The sequence below is a fragment of the Micromonospora sp. NPDC093244 genome (assembly GCF_040683695.1).
Classification (GTDB): domain Bacteria; phylum Actinomycetota; class Actinomycetes; order Mycobacteriales; family Micromonosporaceae; genus Micromonospora.
In genome coordinates this window covers 1,048,862-1,065,004 of the sequence record NZ_JBFBEO010000001.1, presented here as the reverse complement: position 1 = coordinate 1,065,004, position 16,143 = coordinate 1,048,862, and the positions used below count along the sequence as shown (strand labels likewise).

General features: G+C 70.1%; 16 protein-coding genes. 5 read left to right on the top strand and 11 right to left on the bottom strand.

Annotated elements, in window-relative coordinates:
- The 3 genes from AB0N27_RS04760 (at position 1) to dpgB (ending at position 2,771) form a co-directional block, all read left to right on the top strand.
- Positions 1-507 (top strand): pyridoxamine 5'-phosphate oxidase family protein, encoded by a 507-nt coding sequence (locus AB0N27_RS04760; protein WP_364363139.1) that lies wholly within the window; start codon positions 1-3, stop codon positions 505-507.
- 411 nt (positions 508-918) lie between these two features.
- Complete coding sequence (gene dpgA / locus AB0N27_RS04755; RefSeq protein WP_364363136.1) at positions 919-2,061, top strand: 3,5-dihydroxyphenylacetyl-CoA synthase DpgA; 1,143 nt, start codon at positions 919-921, stop codon at positions 2,059-2,061.
- Positions 2,058-2,771, top strand: a complete 714-nt coding sequence (gene dpgB / locus AB0N27_RS04750) for an enoyl-CoA-hydratase DpgB (RefSeq protein ID WP_364363132.1) — start codon at positions 2,058-2,060, stop codon at positions 2,769-2,771. Before dpgA ends, dpgB begins: the two co-directional genes overlap by 4 nt.
- Positions 2,772-3,101: 330 nt before the next feature.
- On the opposite strand, the gene AB0N27_RS04745 is transcribed toward dpgB, so the two are convergent.
- From AB0N27_RS04745 to AB0N27_RS04735, 3 genes are all read right to left on the bottom strand, one after another.
- Positions 3,102-3,527 (bottom strand): SgcJ/EcaC family oxidoreductase, encoded by a 426-nt coding sequence (locus AB0N27_RS04745; protein WP_364363129.1) that lies wholly within the window; start codon positions 3,525-3,527, stop codon positions 3,102-3,104.
- Positions 3,528-3,614: 87 nt separating this feature from the next.
- Positions 3,615-4,775, bottom strand: a complete 1,161-nt coding sequence (locus AB0N27_RS04740) for an epoxide hydrolase family protein (RefSeq protein WP_364363126.1) — start codon at positions 4,773-4,775, stop codon at positions 3,615-3,617.
- A 15-nt stretch (positions 4,776-4,790) separates the two neighbouring features.
- On the bottom strand, positions 4,791-6,167 hold the full coding sequence (locus tag AB0N27_RS04735; protein WP_364363123.1) for an FAD-dependent monooxygenase: 1,377 nt from the start codon (positions 6,165-6,167) through the stop codon (positions 4,791-4,793).
- A gap of 372 nt (positions 6,168-6,539) precedes the next feature.
- Between AB0N27_RS04735 and AB0N27_RS04730 the strand changes: the two genes are divergently transcribed.
- A complete protein-coding gene (locus tag AB0N27_RS04730; protein ID WP_364363120.1) occupies positions 6,540-7,343 on the top strand; it encodes an alpha/beta fold hydrolase in 804 nt (267 codons plus the stop codon).
- A 259-nt stretch (positions 7,344-7,602) separates the two neighbouring features.
- On the opposite strand, the gene AB0N27_RS04725 is transcribed toward AB0N27_RS04730, so the two are convergent.
- The 5 genes from AB0N27_RS04725 to AB0N27_RS04705 all read right to left on the bottom strand — a co-directional run bounded on the left by AB0N27_RS04725 (position 7,603) and on the right by AB0N27_RS04705 (position 11,789).
- Positions 7,603-8,799: an MFS transporter gene (locus tag AB0N27_RS04725; protein ID WP_364363117.1), complete on the bottom strand. Its 1,197-nt coding sequence runs from the start codon at positions 8,797-8,799 to the stop codon at positions 7,603-7,605.
- A gap of 176 nt (positions 8,800-8,975) precedes the next feature.
- Entirely contained in the window at positions 8,976-9,662 is a 687-nt protein-coding gene (locus AB0N27_RS04720) for a DUF899 family protein (RefSeq protein ID WP_364363114.1), read from the bottom strand.
- Positions 9,663-9,775: 113 nt separating this feature from the next.
- Positions 9,776-11,020: a DUF6596 domain-containing protein gene (locus tag AB0N27_RS04715; RefSeq protein ID WP_364363112.1), complete on the bottom strand. Its 1,245-nt coding sequence runs from the start codon at positions 11,018-11,020 to the stop codon at positions 9,776-9,778.
- The gene (locus AB0N27_RS04710; RefSeq protein WP_364363109.1) at positions 11,017-11,412 is read right to left on the bottom strand and encodes a YciI family protein; all 396 of its coding nucleotides are present in this window, start codon (positions 11,410-11,412) and stop codon (positions 11,017-11,019) included. The genes AB0N27_RS04715 and AB0N27_RS04710 overlap by 4 nt, the downstream gene beginning before the upstream one ends.
- Positions 11,409-11,789, bottom strand: coding sequence for a YciI family protein (locus AB0N27_RS04705; RefSeq protein WP_364363106.1), 381 nt, complete (start codon positions 11,787-11,789; stop codon positions 11,409-11,411). The genes AB0N27_RS04710 and AB0N27_RS04705 overlap by 4 nt, the downstream gene beginning before the upstream one ends.
- Positions 11,790-12,154: 365 nt before the next feature.
- On the opposite strand from AB0N27_RS04705, the gene AB0N27_RS04700 reads away from it, so the two are divergent.
- On the top strand, positions 12,155-12,952 hold the full coding sequence (locus AB0N27_RS04700) for a helix-turn-helix transcriptional regulator (protein WP_364363103.1): 798 nt from the start codon (positions 12,155-12,157) through the stop codon (positions 12,950-12,952).
- A 145-nt stretch (positions 12,953-13,097) separates the two neighbouring features.
- On the opposite strand, the gene AB0N27_RS04695 is transcribed toward AB0N27_RS04700, so the two are convergent.
- The 3 genes from AB0N27_RS04695 to AB0N27_RS04685 are packed head-to-tail and all read right to left on the bottom strand — an operon-like array spanning position 13,098 to position 16,115.
- A complete protein-coding gene (locus tag AB0N27_RS04695; protein WP_364363100.1) occupies positions 13,098-13,895 on the bottom strand; it encodes a TIGR03084 family metal-binding protein in 798 nt (265 codons plus the stop codon).
- A gap of 19 nt (positions 13,896-13,914) precedes the next feature.
- Positions 13,915-15,588, bottom strand: coding sequence for a GMC family oxidoreductase (locus tag AB0N27_RS04690; protein ID WP_364363097.1), 1,674 nt, complete (start codon positions 15,586-15,588; stop codon positions 13,915-13,917).
- Positions 15,585-16,115, bottom strand: coding sequence for a DUF5987 family protein (locus AB0N27_RS04685; protein WP_364366065.1), 531 nt, complete (start codon positions 16,113-16,115; stop codon positions 15,585-15,587). The genes AB0N27_RS04690 and AB0N27_RS04685 overlap by 4 nt, the downstream gene beginning before the upstream one ends.
- Positions 16,116-16,143 lie beyond the last annotated feature (28 nt).

Below are 16,143 nucleotides of genomic sequence, written 5' to 3'. Positions count from 1 at the left end.
ATGCCGACGAGCGAACGCGTCGACAGGCGCTACAGCGATGAGGCCGGCCGGCTGGTCCCGTGGGCCGAGGCCGAGGCGAGGCTGGCCGCGGCGGACCTCGCCTGGGTGGTGACCGTACGACCGGACGGCCGTCCCCACGCGACGCCGATGGTGCCGGTGTTCCACGACGGGAAGGTCTACTTCCACACCGGCAGCACCGAGGTGAAGTACGCCAACATCCAGGCCAACCCCCACGTGCTCGTGCTCGCCGGCGACACCGCCTGGGAGCAGGGTCTCGACGTGGCCGTCGAGGGGATCGCCGTGCCGGTCACCGACGACGCTCTGCTGCGCAAGCTCGCCGAGCTCTACCGCGGTCGCTGGGACGGCCGCTGGCAGCTCGACATCAAGGACGGCGCCATCGTCTCGGATATGCCCGACACCCAGATCGTGGCCTTCGAGGTGACGCCGAGCAGGGCGTTCAGCCACGCCAAGGGCGACCCGTTCAGCCAGACCAACTACCGCCTCTGACCCAGCGGCGCCGACGCGGCCGGGCCGAGCGCCGTGCCGCTCGGTCGCGCCGGACGATGAGCCCCGCGCATCACCACGCGACACACCCGCGCCGCGATGCGGCTCGCGGCAGCCGGCCCCGCCCGTCGGGCCGGCCGGCACCGTCCTGCGACACCGTGATCACCGCCGCTGGGCTGCGGTGTGAGCACGTCGACCACCTCGCCGGCCTGCCCTGACGCGCGCCGTCCGGCGCCTTTCGCGACACCGGCCGCCGTGGGATCCGCACCGTGCGGGCGCCGACATCTCCACCGGGCGCCCGGCAATCTCAAAGATGCCGCATCTGCAGCTCAAGCCGCATTGTCGTAGAACGAGCACAATGCGGCCCTGGTCAAGGACGCCAGGGCAGCTGAGATGCGGAAGGAAGATCTGCGTGTGACCGTTGACATCGCCAACACCCCGGGGCAATACGATCGGACACTGGCAGAAGAGTTTCCCATTCTCCCACCCACACAGTACGACTCCACGATTGTCGGGGTGGGCACGGCCTCGTCCGCCACGTCCTACTCCCAGCAGGACCTACTGGACACCTTCGCGATCTCCGACCCGAAGATCCGCTCGGTCTTTCTCAACAGCGCGATCCGCCGGCGCTTCCTGGAGCTACCGCTCCCGGCACCGGACGGCACGCCGTCTTCGGAGACGCAGGCGGACCTGCTCGGGCGGCACAAGAAGCTCGCCGTGGACATGGGAAAGCGCGCCCTCCAGGCATGCCTGGACGACGCCGGTGCGACGATTTCCGACATCCGCCACCTGTGCTGCGTGACATCCACCGGATTTCTCACGCCGGGGCTCAGTGCCCTGCTCATCCGCGAACTGGGCATCGACAGGCACTGCAGCCGGACCGACATCGTCGGAATGGGATGCAACGCCGGTCTCAACGCCCTGAACGTCGTGTCGAGCTGGTCCGTGGCCAACCCGGGCGAACTGGCCGTGGTGTTGTGCACCGAGGCCTGTTCCGCCGCCTACGTCCTGGACTCGACCATGCGCACCGCGGTCGTGAACAGTCTGTTCGGCGACGGCGCCGCCGCGCTGGCCGTGGTGGGCCGCCCCGCCGGCGACTCCGCGGGCACACCTGATCGTCCGCGCATCCTCAAGTTCGCCAGCTGCATCATTCCCGACGCGGTCGATGCCATGCGCTACGACTGGGACAGCGTCCAGAACCGGTTCAGTTTCTTCCTCGACCCACAGATCCCGTACGTCGTCGGCGCTCACGCGGAAATCGTCGCGGACCGCCTGCTGGCGAACACCGGCCTGCGTCGCAGCGACATCGCGCACTGGCTCGTGCATGCCGGAGGCAAGAAGGTGATCGACGCGGTGACTGTCAACCTGGGACTGAACCGTCACGAGGTCCGGCACACCACAGGCGTTCTACGTGACTACGGAAACGTATCAAGCGGATCGTTCATTTTCTCGTATGAACGGCTCCTGCAAGAGAAAGTAACCGCCCCGGGCGATTATGGAGTGCTGATGACCATGGGTCCTGGTTCCACGATCGAGACGGCGCTGGTCCAGTGGTGAGCGCGGAAACCGCCCGGAGAGGCAGGGGTGAGCAGGACGCCGACGGCGCGCGAGATGACGTGGCGCTTCGCATCGACGGCTCGAAACCCCTGACGATGGAGTCCGTCGCCGCTGTGGAGGCCATCTGCGCGGCGGCCGAGTCGGAGATGTCCACCACCATGCTTCCGGTGCAGGTGACCGGGACGCCTGGCAAGGACTGGGCCCACGGCCTGGACGTGGCACTTGTCAGCAAGTGGGAGCGGTCACTGCGCCGGCTCGAGCGACTCAGCGTCACGACTGTCGCTGTGGCCTCCGGCGACTGCGGTGGCCTCGCCCTGGACGTCCTGCTGGCGACTGACTACCGCATCGCCACGCCGGACATCCGGCTGTCCCTGTTCGTTGACGGGGAGGCCACCTGGCCGGGCATGGCGGTCTATCGACTCGCCCAGCAGGCCGGCGGGACCCGGCTGCGCCGAGCGATTCTGTTCGGTGCCCACCTGGACGCCCAGGAGAGTGTCGACCTGGGCCTCGTCGACGAGGTGACCGACGATCCGAACACGGCCCTGGCCGCCACCGCCGAGATGGTCAGCGGTCTCTCCGGCCGTGAGCTGGCCATCCGCAGGCAACTGATGTTCGATGCGGCGAACACCAGTTTCGAGGACGCCCTCGGTCGCCACCTCGCAGCCTGTGACAGAGCCCTGCGTCGGGCGGCCGCTGCCGGGACGCCGTAGCGGATACCCACCCCGAGTCCGCGCCGGGAATCCGGGTGAGTTGGGGCCGTGGCTGGCGAGCCACGGCCCCAACTCACCCTTCGTCATGTGGGCGGGCAGCCGGCGGCCCGGGATGGCGGAGGCGGACCGGCATACCGCGGTGTGTGGGCACCCCCGGCCGTCAGGACCCGCGGACCTGTGGCTACGCCGAGCTGAGCAGGCGGTCGACGTGTCGGTGGGCAGGTCCCTGGCACTGTGAAACCGACCTGGTCCGGTGACGGGCTCCGGTCACACGAAAGGCGACCGGTGCTCTGGTGAGCACCGGTCGCCAGTGACGTCCCGTCGGACAGCTCAGTCGCGCGGGCAGTTCTGGTAGACCGCCAACTGCCACCTGTCGTCGCGCCGGACCAGGATCCAGGACGCCCGGATCGCGTCCCGGTCCGCCAGTTCGGTCTCACCGGACGCGATCACCCCGCCCGTGGTCAGCAGCGCCACGGCGCCGTCCGCGAGCGGCTTGAGGTCGATGGGCGTACCGGTGACCCGGGTGCCCTCGTACGGGCCGGCGTAGCTGGCCGACATGAACTCCCGGATCTCGTCGCGGCCCTTCTTGTAGACGCCGGGAAGGATCAACGTGCCGTCCTGGGTGAACAGGTCGGCGAACGCGTCGGCGTCGTGCGCTGCCCAGGCCGCGACCATCCGCGCGGGGACGGCGGCGATCTCGGCCTGCTCGGCGCCGGAGATGGACGGCGCGGCGACCGGGGAGGAATTGGTCGTCATGGTCTCTCGCTTTCGTCGTACCGAATCGGACACTGCTCTGCTGGGCTGGTGAACGCTCGGGCGCCGGTGGCCCGGGCGCCGGCGCGGTCAGCGTGGGAGGGAGCGGGCGAACGTGCGGATGTCGCCGACGAGCAGCTGCGGCTGCTCCAGGGCCGCGAAGTGGCCGCCCTTGTCGAACTCGGTCCAGTGGGTGAGGGTCGGCATGATCTGTTCGGCGAACCGGCGTATCGGCCGCACCGCGTCCTTGGGGAACGACGCGACACCTACCGGCATCGCCAACGGCCACGGCCCACCCCAGGTCCTGGCGAAGTCGGCGTCCATGTGGCTCGACTCGTAGTACAGCTGCGCGCTGGACCCGGCGGTCGCCGTCAGCCAGTAGATCGACACCGCGGTGAGGATGGCGTCGCGGCTCACCGCGTCCTCGGGCACCTTCGCCGAGTCCGTCCACTCCTTGTACTTCTCGGCGATCCAGGCGAGCTGCCCCACCGGCGAGTCGGTAAGCGCGTACGACAGCGTCTGCGGACGGGTCGACTGGATCCGCTGCCAGCCGGTGCCGTCCTGCATGAACCGGCCGGTGAACTCCAGCCGGGCCAGGTCCGCCTGGTCCAGGCCGGCCATCGCCGCCGGGTCCTGCGGCGGAAAGGTGACGCACATGTTGAGGTGGATGCCCACGACGTGCTCGGGGTCGGCCAGGCCGAGCCGCAGCGAGATCGGCGTGCCCCAGTCTCCGCCCTGGACCGCGTAGCGGTCGTAGCCGAGGCCGCGCATCAGTTCCTTCCAGGCGCCGGCCACCCGGCCGGTGTCCCAGCCCACCTGTCCCGTGGGGCCGGAGAACGCATACCCGGGGATCGACGGGATGACCAGGTGGAAGGCGTCGGACGGGTCGCCGCCGTGCTTCACGGGGTCGGTCAACGGCTCGATGACGTGCAGGAACTCCGCCACGGTGCCCGGCCAGCCGTGCGTCATGATGAGCGGCAACGCGTTCGGTTCAGGTGACCTGATGTGCATGAACTGCACGTTCGCGCCGTCGATCTCGGTCACGTACTGCGGGTACGCGTTCAGGCGTGCCTCGGCCGCCCGCCAGTCGTAGCCGCTCTGCCAGTAGTCGGCCAGTTCCCTGAGGTACCCCAGCGGTACGCCTCGGTCCCAGCCGACCCCCGGCATCTCGTCCGGCCAGCGGGTGTTGGCGAGCCGCTGCTTCAGATCGTCGAGCTGGGACTGCGGAACCTCGATACGGAATGAGCGCATCCTGCACCTCCAAAACTAGTCACGGGCCTCTGCGAGCGGCGCGGTGGCCGCCTGCGCACGGCCACCGGCCTGCCGGAACGTCCGAAGAACCCTGCCGGGGCGAAGGAGAGCCGACGGCTCGTCGACGAGGCCGGCGACCCTCATGAAGGCATTGGTGAGGCTCTCGTCGTGGACCGCCGCCCGCTGGAGCCGGGCGACGTAGCTGTTGATCATGCGGACCTTGGCGGTCCGGCGGCCCTCCACTCCCGAGTAGCCGAGGTCCGCGATCGCCGCGAAATCCCAGGGTGAGTCGATCTGGCGGGAGATCGCCTGGAAGAACTCACGCGCCGGTGGCACCTTGGCCTTCGTGAGCTGATCGGCCAGGACCTGGGACTCGATGGCGGCGACAGCCATGCCCTGTGCGTACACCGGGTTGAAGCTGCACACCGCGTCCCCCATCACCAGCAGGCCCTCGGGGAACCGGGACAGTCGCTCGTAGCGACGGCGGACGCTCGCCGGGAAGCGGAACATCACCGGGTCGTCGATCGGCTCGGCCTCGCGGATCGACTCGTAGATCTCCGGCACGGGCAGCGACCGGACGAAGGCGAGGAAGCCTTCGGGGTCGGTTGGCGGGTGGTCACCGAGTACGCCGGTGAGGGACAGCTCGACGCGGCCGTCCTCCCCGGGAAGCCGGTAGTAGAAGGCGCCACGCGGATGTGAGGGGGTCGCCGCCGCGATGATGGCGATGTCGCTGCCGAACGGATCGCGAGGTACCCGGTAGTGGCGCGTGGTGTAGGCGAGATCGACCTTCACCCGGTCCTCGGTCGGCCGGGAATAGCCCAGCTCCTCCAGCCAGACCGGCGTCCGTGACCCTCGGCCGGTGGTGTCGATGACCAGGTCGGCGGAGAGCACCTCGGGGCCCGAACCTCCGTCGCGGGCCTGCACGCGCACCCCCGTGACCCGGGCCGCGTCGGGGGTCGTCTCCAGCCCGACGATGTCGTACTGCTGGAGGAACCGGACATTGCTGATCGCTTCCACCCTGCCGCGTACGAACCGCTCGATGACAGGCCGGGTGCAGGGCACCGAGAGCAGGCCCGTCTGTGCCTGGCGAAGCTGCATGCCGTTGAAATACCAGCGGATGGCACCGCTGAAGTCGCCCGGCCGGACACCGGCGGCCTCCAGCTCCGCCATGAGGCCGGGGAACCGCTTCTCGAAGATCTGCTGGCCGCGGCCGACGAGGCCGTGGGCGTGGCGGCCGTGCGGCACGCCGCGCCGGGGGCCCGTCACACCGGCCAGCTCGTCCCGATCCACCACGACCACTTCCGGGTAGACCCCGGCGAGTACGTCGGCGGCGAGCAGGCCAGCCAGGCTCCCGCCAAGTACCACCGCCCGGTTACCGAGCTGATCAGGCATCGCGATCTCTTCCTTCCCTGTGGGGCCAGGAACGTGCGCCTTGACGTACCGGCGGCCGCCGTATCGGGCAGGCGAAGGCCCGTCATTCGCCTCGTGTCCCGGCGGAACCAGAGCCAGAATCGGGGATGGCGGCGGGCCGGGCACCTTGCGCTGTGCTCCGGGACCGGGACCTGACGCCCCGTGCGCAGGACCCGATCGAGCACCGTCCGACAAGGCTCCGAGGGCTCATCGGCGAAGACTGGCTGGACGACGGTCAGTCGAGTCGATCATGAGCTGGCGATGACCTGGCGGCACCGATCCCTGGGCGGCGATTGGCCCTCGGAGGGCGGGGCCGCCGGCCGCATCGGCGGCGCGAGTGCACGAGGGAGCGGCATGACGCATTCGGGCGACGAGCGGATCCTCAAGCGGTTGAGCCCCGGCGACACCGATCCGATCCTGGTAGCCGACTTCCAGGCGATGTCCATGTCACCGCGCCTGAGCGAGATGCTCAGCGAGCGGATCCGGGGCCGGGCTGTGTTCCAGATCGATCCCATCGGTGTGCTGTCCGAGGACCGCCGGTACCTTCCGCTGCCGGAGCTGGCCGCGGCCTGCGTGGCCGAACTCCTGGACGCCGGGGCGGACCACGGCCAGGTGCAGGTCGTCGGGCACTGCAGCGCCTCGCCGCTGGCCCTGCGGGTCGCGGGCCTGCTGTCAGCCACCCGTCCGGTCACCGCCGTTCTGGTGAACCCGACGTGGCCCGACGACGATCACGTGATGGGGAAGTTCAGCGAGTTCCTCGGCAAGTTCGGTCCGACCACCCGCACTCCCCCGGACCTGACGGCGGACCCCGAACTCGTCGTGTCGAGAATGGAGCGGACCCTCCTGGACGAGGTGCACGCCCTGGCGGCGAGCAGGGGTCTCAGCGGCTCGGCGGGAGCGTTCTCCGACCTGGTGGTCTGGTATCGCGCGTGGCTGGCCTTCGTGCTGGCCGGCCGGAACGACACGCAGGCCGGGCCGGCCGTCGGACGAGCCGCGGTGACCGTGCTGTCCGACTCGCCCTCGACCCTCACGGTGCCCGGCCGAAACGAGGACTCCTACCTGGTGCGGGAGCTGCCGGCGCAGCCGGTCGGCACTGTCACGCCCGAGCTGGCCGAGATTGTCGCCACGACCATCGTGCCGAGCCTTCGGACGGCGTGACGAACCCGTCCGAGAGCGACGACCAAGAACCCTGTTGCGGGCCGCCTGTGCGATACGGGCGGCCCGCATGTCGTCGACCGCCTGGTGGACGGCGGTCCCGACGGTAACCACATCGACAGCCGCAGGGCCGAGACGTACGTGTCGACGTACACGGCGGTGACGGCAGGGCCGGCCGGACCGGTCAGTCGGTCCAGCCGGCCCTGCCCCGGTTCCGCGGCCCCGGCCCGGCGCGTGGGGCGCCGGCCAGGGCCTGTCCGGATCACTTCACCGCATCGACAGCTGTCAGGTCGAGGTCTTCCTGCGCCTTCGGCCTGGTCCGCTCACCCCACCGCGTCACGGCCGGCATCAGCAGGCTCGGCAGGAGGAAGAACACGCCGAGTCCGATCAGCCCGGGCACACCAAGGCTCAGGACCACACCGAGGAGCAGCGCCGGAGCGGCCGCGTTGCCGGTGCCGGCGAAGATCCCGCTGAAGCCGTCGTACTGTGCCTGCGCGTGCGGCGGAGGCAGTTTCAGGGCCACCGAGAAGAGGCCGGCCGTGTGCATGATCTCGCCGTAGCTGTGCAGCACCACTGCCGCGATCACCACCACCAGCGCCGCCCAGCTGGGCAGCCCGGCCGCAACGGCCAGCACGCAACAGCTGAGGAGGAAGGCCAGCCCGGCCCGCCGCCAGGCGAGCCCGCCCTGCCGGATCGTCTGCACCTGACTGCCGAGGCGAACCTGGAGCAGGATGATGAAGACAGTGTTGATCGCCAGGGACACCGGGATGGTCCACCGCGGGGCGTTCGTCTTGTCGACCACCCAGAGCGGAAGCAACAGCGTGAGGACGTAGAACTGCGGGTGCATCAACGCCTTCAGAAGCGCGAACGTGACGTACGGCTTGTCACGCAGGGCGATCCAGCGCGGACCCGTGGCCGGCCTCGGAATCGGCTTGTAACGCGGCAGCCTGTCGAGAACCAACCAGGCGACCAGGAAGCTGAGCAGGTTGATGACGATGAGCGTGCGATACGCGTTGGCGGTGCCGAGCTGGATCGCGATGCCGGAGGGTATCAACCCGAGCGACAGGCCCACATTCGTGACCGCGTAGATCGAGGATCGGAAGGCGGGCGCGTCGTCGCCGGCCACCCGTCGCAACAGCGCTCCCTCGACAGTCCCGAGCGCATTCGACGCCACCAGGTGCACACAGGAGGCGACGAGGAAGCTGATGAAGTCGCCGATGAAGAGGATGCCCAGCATCGACACGGTCTCCACCAGCAGCAGGGCCCTGATCACCTGGACGGGGCCGCGCCTGTCGGCGAGTTCACCGAGCGGGAGGGCCATCACCAGCGCGGCGGTCAGCGCGATGGTCAGGCCCAGCCCGACCTGCGCGGCGGACAGGCCCACGACGCGGGTGTAGTACAGCGGCAGGCTTCCAATCAGCAGCCCACTTCCGAACGTGTTGATGAGCGTGGCCACCACGTACAAGCGCTTGGGGCCCGGCTCGCTGGGAAAAAGGGAGCTGACAACGCGAACGGGATTCCATCGCGGCATGGCTCGGCCTCCGATCTCTGTGTCGGTCGCTGGCACACGATCTCGGATTCGGCCTCACGGTGACATCTCCGGGCTTGCCTGGCCGTACGCCCGCCCGGCGTCGGTTACGCCTGGCCGCCCAGGACAGTCAGCTCGAGCAGGCTGTCGGCCTGGCTCAGCTCTTCGACGCGGCGGTCATAGGCGGAGTACGTGTGGAACACGTCTCCGCTGTCCTGGATGAAGCAACTCAGGCCGACGATCTCGACCGGAATCTCGCTCACGACCAGCTCGATCGGCGAGCCGGCAGCCAGGATCTCCGCCTTGGAGTCGAAGTTGTACATCACCGGGGCGACGCGCTCGTCCAACGTGGCGTGGAAGTCGTAGTTGAAGTCGCTACCGAACGACGAATACCACGGGAAATGCCACCGCTCCCATCCCGGGCTGGCCCTGAGCTTGGTCAGCGGCGCGCGGGACACGGCGACGAACGCCGTGTCCCGCGTCCGCATCGACGCCAGAAGTCCCGGATGGAGTCTGCCGGAGAACGCCGAGCAGCTCGGGCACGCGTCGTCCCAGTCCGGATCGAACATAAGGTGGAAGACGATCAGCTGACGGCAGCCCTCGAACAGCTCCGGCAGAGTCGCCCGCCCACGGGCGCCCTCGAAGACGTAGTCCTTCTCGATCCGTACCATCGGCAGACGACGGCGGGCGGCGACCACCGCGGCATGCCGCGGGGGGAGCTGCTCCTCCCTGGCGAGGAGCGCCCTACGGGCCGTCAGCCATTGATCGCGGGAGACCACCTGCGGCAACACCATGAGCATCTCCTCTTCGGTTGATCGGGCCCATCAGACGCGGCCAACCTCGACCGCTGCCGACCCGTCGACCCCAGGGCCATCTGCCGTCGCCCGTCCGAGTCCAACGGGAAGGGTCAGCTGGCGAGCTGGTCGCGTCGGCGGGTGAGGTAGGCCCGTTCCGCGGGGTTGCCAGCGAGATCGATGGCCCGGTCGTAGGCCGTCCGCGACTCGCCACCGCGCCCGGCTCGCCGGAGCAGGTCGGCGCGAGCGGCGTGGAAGGCGTGGTACCCGTCGAGGATCCCGGCGAGCCGGTCGATCTCGGCGAGCCCGACCAGGGGGCCGTCGACCTCGGCGACCGCGACCGCCCGGTTGAGCCGAACGATCGGCGACGGGTCGAGGAGCACCATGCGGCCGTAGATGGCGACGATTGTGGACCAGTCGGTGTCCCGGGCGGAGGGGGCATCGGTGTGGACCGCGTTGATGGCGGCCTGGAGCTGGTAGCACCCGGGTGGGTCACCGCCGGTCGCCGTCGCCCTGACCCGTTCGTGGACCAGGGCTCTGCCCTCGGCGATGAGGGCGCGGTCCCATGCGCCGCGGTCCTGCTCGTCGAGGGTCACCAGTTCCCCGGTACGGGACACGCGCGCCGGCCGCCGGGCATCGGTGAGGAGCATCAGGGCGAGCAGGCCGGCCACCTCGCCGTCGTCCGGCAGGAGGGTCCGGAGCAGGCGGCCGAGGCGGATCGCCTCGTCGGTGAGGTCGACACGCAACGGGTCGTCGCCCTCGCTGGCGAGATAGCCCTCGTTGAAGATGAGGTAGACGACTGCGAGAACGCCGGCGAGCCGCTCGCGGATGTCGTCTTCCGAGGGCACCCGGTACGGGATGTGCGCGGCTTTGATCTTCGTCTTGGCGCGGGTGATCCGTCGCGCCATCGTCGTCTCCTGCACCAGGAAGGTGCGCGCGATCTCGGCGACGGTGAGGCCGCCGAGCAGCCGCAGGGTGAGCGCCACCCGAGCCTCGATCGCGAGCGCGGGGTGGCAGCAGGTGAAGATCAGCCTGAGTCGGTCGTCCTCGACCGGACCGGTCGGCTCAGGAGGGGTGTCGTCGTACACCATCAGGGCCTCCTGGTGCTTGGCGTCGCGCTGCAGCTCCCGGCGGAGACGATCGATCGCCTTGCGGGTCGCGGTGGTGGCGAGCCAGCCGCCCGGGTTGGGCGGTACGCCGTCGCGCGGCCACCGCTCCGCCGCCGCCGCGAACGCCTCGGCCGCGGCCTCCTCGGCGATGTCGAGGTCGCCGAAACGGCGTGCGAGGCTGGCGACCACCGGTGCCCACTCCTCGCGGTGGGCACCGGTGATCGCCTGCTCGACGGTGGGGCCACTCACGGCTGCGGCAGCGTCCGATCGGATCCCTCGGTGCGGAAGGGACGCACCTCGACGGCGCCACCGCACGCTCTCGACCCCTCGGCGGCGAGCACCAGGGCCACGTCGAGGTCCGCCGCCTCGACGACCCAGAAGCCGTCGAGTTGCTCCGCCGTCTCCAGGTAGGGCCCGTCAGTGAGGACCGGCTTGCCGCCCTGTCCGTCGACGGTGGTGGCGGTCGTCACGGGCTCCAGGCTGTCGGCGAAGACGAAGTGACCGTCCCTGCGGAGCCTCTCGGTGAAGGCGCCGGCGTCGGCGGACGCCTGCGGTGTGGCCTTCCCAGAGGGGCAGGTGCCGGACTCGGTGTGCTCTGCCGGTCCGTAGACGGACAGCAGGTACCTGGGCACCAGACTCACTTGTCTCCAGAACCGTTGAACCGGTTCTGCCCGGGATTCGGGAAGCGGTGCACCTCCTGCGGCCACTCGAGCGCGGTTGCCAGCTTGCCGGCCCAGTGCCGCGCCGCCTCGTCGTCAGCGACCTCGATGACGGCGAAGCCGCCGAGGTGCTCCTTGGTTTCGACGTACGGGCCGTCGCTGAAGACGGGCTTACCGTCGACCGACTCGACACTGCACACCGCGGTGGACTCGTCGAGCCCGCCGTTGCTGGAGATCAGGACACCCTCGGCCCGCATCTCCTCGATGACGGCCAGGACGGCCACGCCCTTCTTGCCCATCTCCTCCGCCGTGTGCGGACCCACCCACTCATCGTTGAAGGCGATCAGGTACTCCGTCAAGGTCGTCTCCTCTCATTGCCCGGACGAGGGCCTCTCCCGACTCCTCGTGCACGGCGGTCCGGCCGTCGCCGCCGTACGTTAGTTCTACGAACGGGTGCACCTTGATACGACACCATCCCGGCAACTCGTTTTCAAGCAGCCTCGAAGTAGAGCCTGAGGCAGGGCATCCCCCCGTCCTCCGAAGGGCCCTCGGCCCTGGTCACGGCATATGCCTGGTGCTCCGGGACGCCGCCCGCGGGCACCCCCGGAGCACCGCCGGCGGCCCCAGCCGGCCTCGACCACGGCCCCATCCGAGCCCAACCGGCTCTCGAGGTCACCCGTGCAGAGTGATGACAGATCGTGTTGCTCTGCTCACGGAGGCCCCCATGAACAGTGCCATCAAGTCCGCCATCGCGCGCATCTGGGAGGGCTACAGCGAGCCGCTGTCGCTCGACGAGATAGCCAAGAGCGCAATCCTCAGCAGGTTCCACTTCTCCCGCGTGTTCCGCGCCGCGACCCGGGTCTCCCCCGGGAGGTACCTGTCTGCGGTCCGCATCTACCAGGCCAAACGCCTGCTCGCCACCACCTCGATGAGCGTCACGGACATCTCCCTGGCGGTCGGCTTCAACAGCCTGGGGTCGTTTACCAACCACTTCACCGACAGCGTGGGCACCTCGCCCAGCCGCTTCCGACGAATGTGGACCGAGGGCATCCGCGGGACACCCCAGCCCGAGGACGAGGCACTGCCCGAGTCGGGCTCCATCACCGGCACCGTCACCCTGCCGGCCGGGTACGCCACGGCACGTGTCTACATCGGCGCGTTCGACACCCCGATCATCCAGCGGCGGCCGGCGGCCTGGACCGTCGTCGAGGCCGAGGCCGGCACGAAGGCACGCTACTGCCTGCCCGACGTCTCCCCCGGGCAGTGGTTCGTCAGGGCTGTGGCGACGGCGGACAGCGTCGACCCGGAGCCCTGGACCCGACGCTCGCTGCTCCTGGGCGACGTCGATCCGGTCACCGTGGCGGACCGGTCCACCAGCATGGTCGGCATCGCGTTGCGACCGAAGCGCACCACGGACCTGCCCATCCTCTACGCGATTCCCGACCTGGAGGCTCACCGCCCGGGCCGTCCCGTGCGGGCTGCGGCGGGCCGTACCGCCGAAATGGCGCCCCGAGGCAGGTAGCGCGACGCGCGTCGGGACCGGTGGCGCGACGCGCGCCGGTCCCGTCGCCGCGCGGGGCCGCACCACGGCGGTGACGCAGGCACACACGAAAAGGTCCGCCTCCGCGGCGCCCTCGGGGCGCCCGCGGAGGCGGACCTCTGTGTACCTACCGCTTGGCGAACTGACCGGGACGGCGCCCCGGCCCGGCCGGGCCCCGGTACGCCTGGGCGACGTCGAGCCAGCGGTCGGCCTCCTCGCCCTGCGCGGTCAGGGACAGGTCGTCGCGGTGCCGACGGCGGCTGACCAGCAGGGCGAAGTCGACGGCCGGGCCGGTCACCCGCTGGGTCGCGTCCGGCGGCCCGAACTCCCAGACCACGCCCGAGGGACCGGTCAGCTCGACCCGGAACTCCTGCGTCGGCGGCGTCAACCCGTGCGCCTGGTAGCCGAAGTCGCGGGTACGGAAGCCGAACCAGGCCAGGTGGCCGATCCGGTCGGTCAGCTCGCGGGTCCGTCCCAGCGCGTCGGCGATGTCCTGCCCGTGGCCGAACAGCTCCATCATGCCGGCCGCGGCCAGCACCGACGGCGGTAGCGGGGTGACCAGCCACGGGACGGTGCCCGTCGGATCGACTGCGGCGAGCGCCTTGGCGGCGGTGTCGCGTTCCTGCCGCCACCTCTCCACGAGCGCGTCGGTGGGCAGCTCCATGTACGCGGTCAGGGCGTTGTTCACCGCCGCCTGGAAGTCCCGCCTGGCGTCGGCCACATGCTCGGCGAAGGCGTCCGGGTCGGTCGCCGACAGCGCGGCCAGGTGGGACACGAAGGCCAGGTGGGCGATCTGGTGCTTGACAGTCCAGCCCGGCGCCGGCGTGGCAGTGGACCACTGATCCGGGCTCAGCCCGGTCACCAACGCCTCGACGTCGTCGCCGTCAGCGATCAGATCATCGTAGACACTCGTCTGGTTCGACACGGATCCTCCTGATGTTCGGCTAAACCGAGGGGACTGACACGGGCTGGCCGTCACGGCCGTTCACCGCCACAGGTGTCCGGCGGCTGGCCCGCTCCCCCGGCGGCAGCGACCCGAGATACCTGACGTCGACGCCGCGGGACTGGGCGGCCCGGACGATGTGCGGCACGGCGCGCTCGGCGATCGCGGCGATGGTGAACGCCGGATTGACTGTCAACGCCCCCGGCACCGCCGAGCCGTCGGTCACGAAGATCCCCGGGTGGTCGCGCAGCTCGTTCGTGTCGTCCAGGGCCGAGGTCTCCGGGTCGTCGCCCATCCGGCACGACGCCAGCGGATGCACCGTGTACGCCCCGATGACCTCGTTGGTCCAGGGCATCACCCGGGCGAGGCCGTCACGCTCCAGGATGTCGCGGATGTCCGCGTCGGCAAGGGCCCACCCGCGCCGGGTGTTGGCGGTCGGCTCGTACCGCAGGTTGCCCCGGCTGAGCATCTGCATGGAGATGCGGTCGGCGTTGCCGGTCTCCGGAGGAGGACCGAAGACGCCTTCGTTGTCGTCCTCGGACATGATGAAGATCGTCAGCCAGGACTGCCAGCGCCGCAGGATCTCCTTCTTGTCCAGCCCGAACCAGCTCGGCCCCTGGGCGTCGGGCGCCTGGGCGAGGATGGTGCCGAACCCCGGGGGGAAGTACAGCTGCTCCAACGAGTAGCGACTGAACTCGGGCAGCGAGCCGTCGAGGCGGTCCCAGCTGGCGGCGGACGGCCCACGGCCGATCTGGTTGGCCGCGTACGCCAGGCCGTCGCCCCGGTCCAGTCCCAGGACGTCACCGACCCGGTCCTCGTTGAGGATCGCCGTGTTGAGCCGTTCGCCGTTGCCGGAGAAGTAACGCCCGACAGCTGGTGGCATCGCCCCGAGGGTCTCCTCGGACCGCTGCAGGATGACGGGTGTCGCCGCCGCGCCGGCCGCGACCACCACCAGCTTCGCCTCGATGACACCCTCGTCGACCTGCACCCGGTAGTCGACCGGGTCGACCACCGTGTAGCGGACCAGGAAGTCACCGTCGGCGGACCGCTCGATGCGCTGCACCTCGTGCAGGGGCCGGATCTGGGCGCCGTGGTCGACAGCCGCCGGCAGGTAGTTGAGCAGCAGCGACCGCTTGGCGTCGAACTTGCAGCCGGACATCATCCAGTTGCAGTTGGTGCACAGGTCGGTGTCGATCGCCGCCGCGACCGGGTTGGCCGTACGACCGGCGTGGTCACAGGCCGCCGCGAACACGCCACCGGCGTACGTGACGTCGTCCCACTTGCTCTGGGTGATGGGCAGGGCCTGAGCCACCCGGTCGTACCAGGGCTCCAGCGCCTCCCGGGTGATGGACTTCGGCCACATCCGCCGGCCGAGGCTGCCCTCGCGTTCGAACACGAAGCGGGGGGCGCGGGGCATGGCCGCGAAGTAGACGACGCTGCCGCCGCCGACGCAGTTGCCGCCCAGCACGTTCATCCCCTCGCCCATGGTGAACTCGAACACCCGGGTCGACGACGAACCGAACTTGAAGTCGTGCTCGAACTCGTCGGCGGTCAGCCACGGGCCGCGTTCCAGGACGACGACCGAGGCGCCGCCGGCCGCCAGGTGGTACGCGGGGATCGCGCCGCCGAAGCCGCTGCCGATGACCAGGACATCGGTCCGTTCGTGGGCTGTCACTGCGGATCTCCTCTCGGGGTCGTCCGCGGGTGGATCGCGGCAAGGGCACGGCCATAGGAAAATCGGGGGAAGCGCCACGCACCGTCCGGGTCGGGTGGCATGAACCCCATCTGGGTCAGACCCGGATGGCCCGAGGCCAGGGCGTCGGTCGTACTCATGTGGGCGCCGGTGTCCCAGGCCATCGCACTGAACATGGCCAGCGCGACCCACAGCTCCTGCTCCGGGTGGCCGGGCGCCAGCAGTTCCCGGGCCAGGGCGATCCGGTCGGCGAAGGACAGCGCCACGAAGGGCGGCACCGCGGGATCCAGGTCGAGACCGGTCCGGGTGCCGTAGTCGCGGGCGTGCTCGTTGAGCCCCTCGGCCAGGCTGTCCAGGGTGCCCGCCAGCCCGCCCTCGGGTGAGAGCATCAGGTCCACGGCTCCGGAGGCGACGGCGCCGCCTCCGCTGGCCGCGCCGGCGACCGCGCGGTCGCCGGGATCACGCCGCTCACCGGGAATGATGGTGTCGGCGTACGCCTCCAGGGTCATCACCTGGTCGGCGGTCAGGGCGTCGAAG

Bases quoted from the DNA above. Each gene is read 5' to 3' on its own strand.
- AB0N27_RS04760 (WP_364363139.1), top strand. From the start codon at position 1: ATGCCGACGAGCGAACGCGTCGACAGGCGCTACAGCGATGAGGCCGGC.
- AB0N27_RS04745 (WP_364363129.1), bottom strand. From the start codon at position 3,527: ATGACGACCAATTCCTCCCCGGTCGCCGCGCCGTCCATCTCCGGCGCC.
- AB0N27_RS04740 (WP_364363126.1), bottom strand. From the start codon at position 4,775: ATGCGCTCATTCCGTATCGAGGTTCCGCAGTCCCAGCTCGACGATCTG.
- AB0N27_RS04735 (WP_364363123.1), bottom strand. From the start codon at position 6,167: ATGCCTGATCAGCTCGGTAACCGGGCGGTGGTACTTGGCGGGAGCCTG.
- AB0N27_RS04730 (WP_364363120.1), top strand. From the start codon at position 6,540: ATGACGCATTCGGGCGACGAGCGGATCCTCAAGCGGTTGAGCCCCGGC.
- AB0N27_RS04720 (WP_364363114.1), bottom strand. From the start codon at position 9,662: ATGGTGTTGCCGCAGGTGGTCTCCCGCGATCAATGGCTGACGGCCCGT.
- AB0N27_RS04700 (WP_364363103.1), top strand. From the start codon at position 12,155: ATGAACAGTGCCATCAAGTCCGCCATCGCGCGCATCTGGGAGGGCTAC.
- AB0N27_RS04685 (WP_364366065.1), bottom strand. From the start codon at position 16,115: ATGACCCTGGAGGCGTACGCCGACACCATCATTCCCGGTGAGCGGCGT.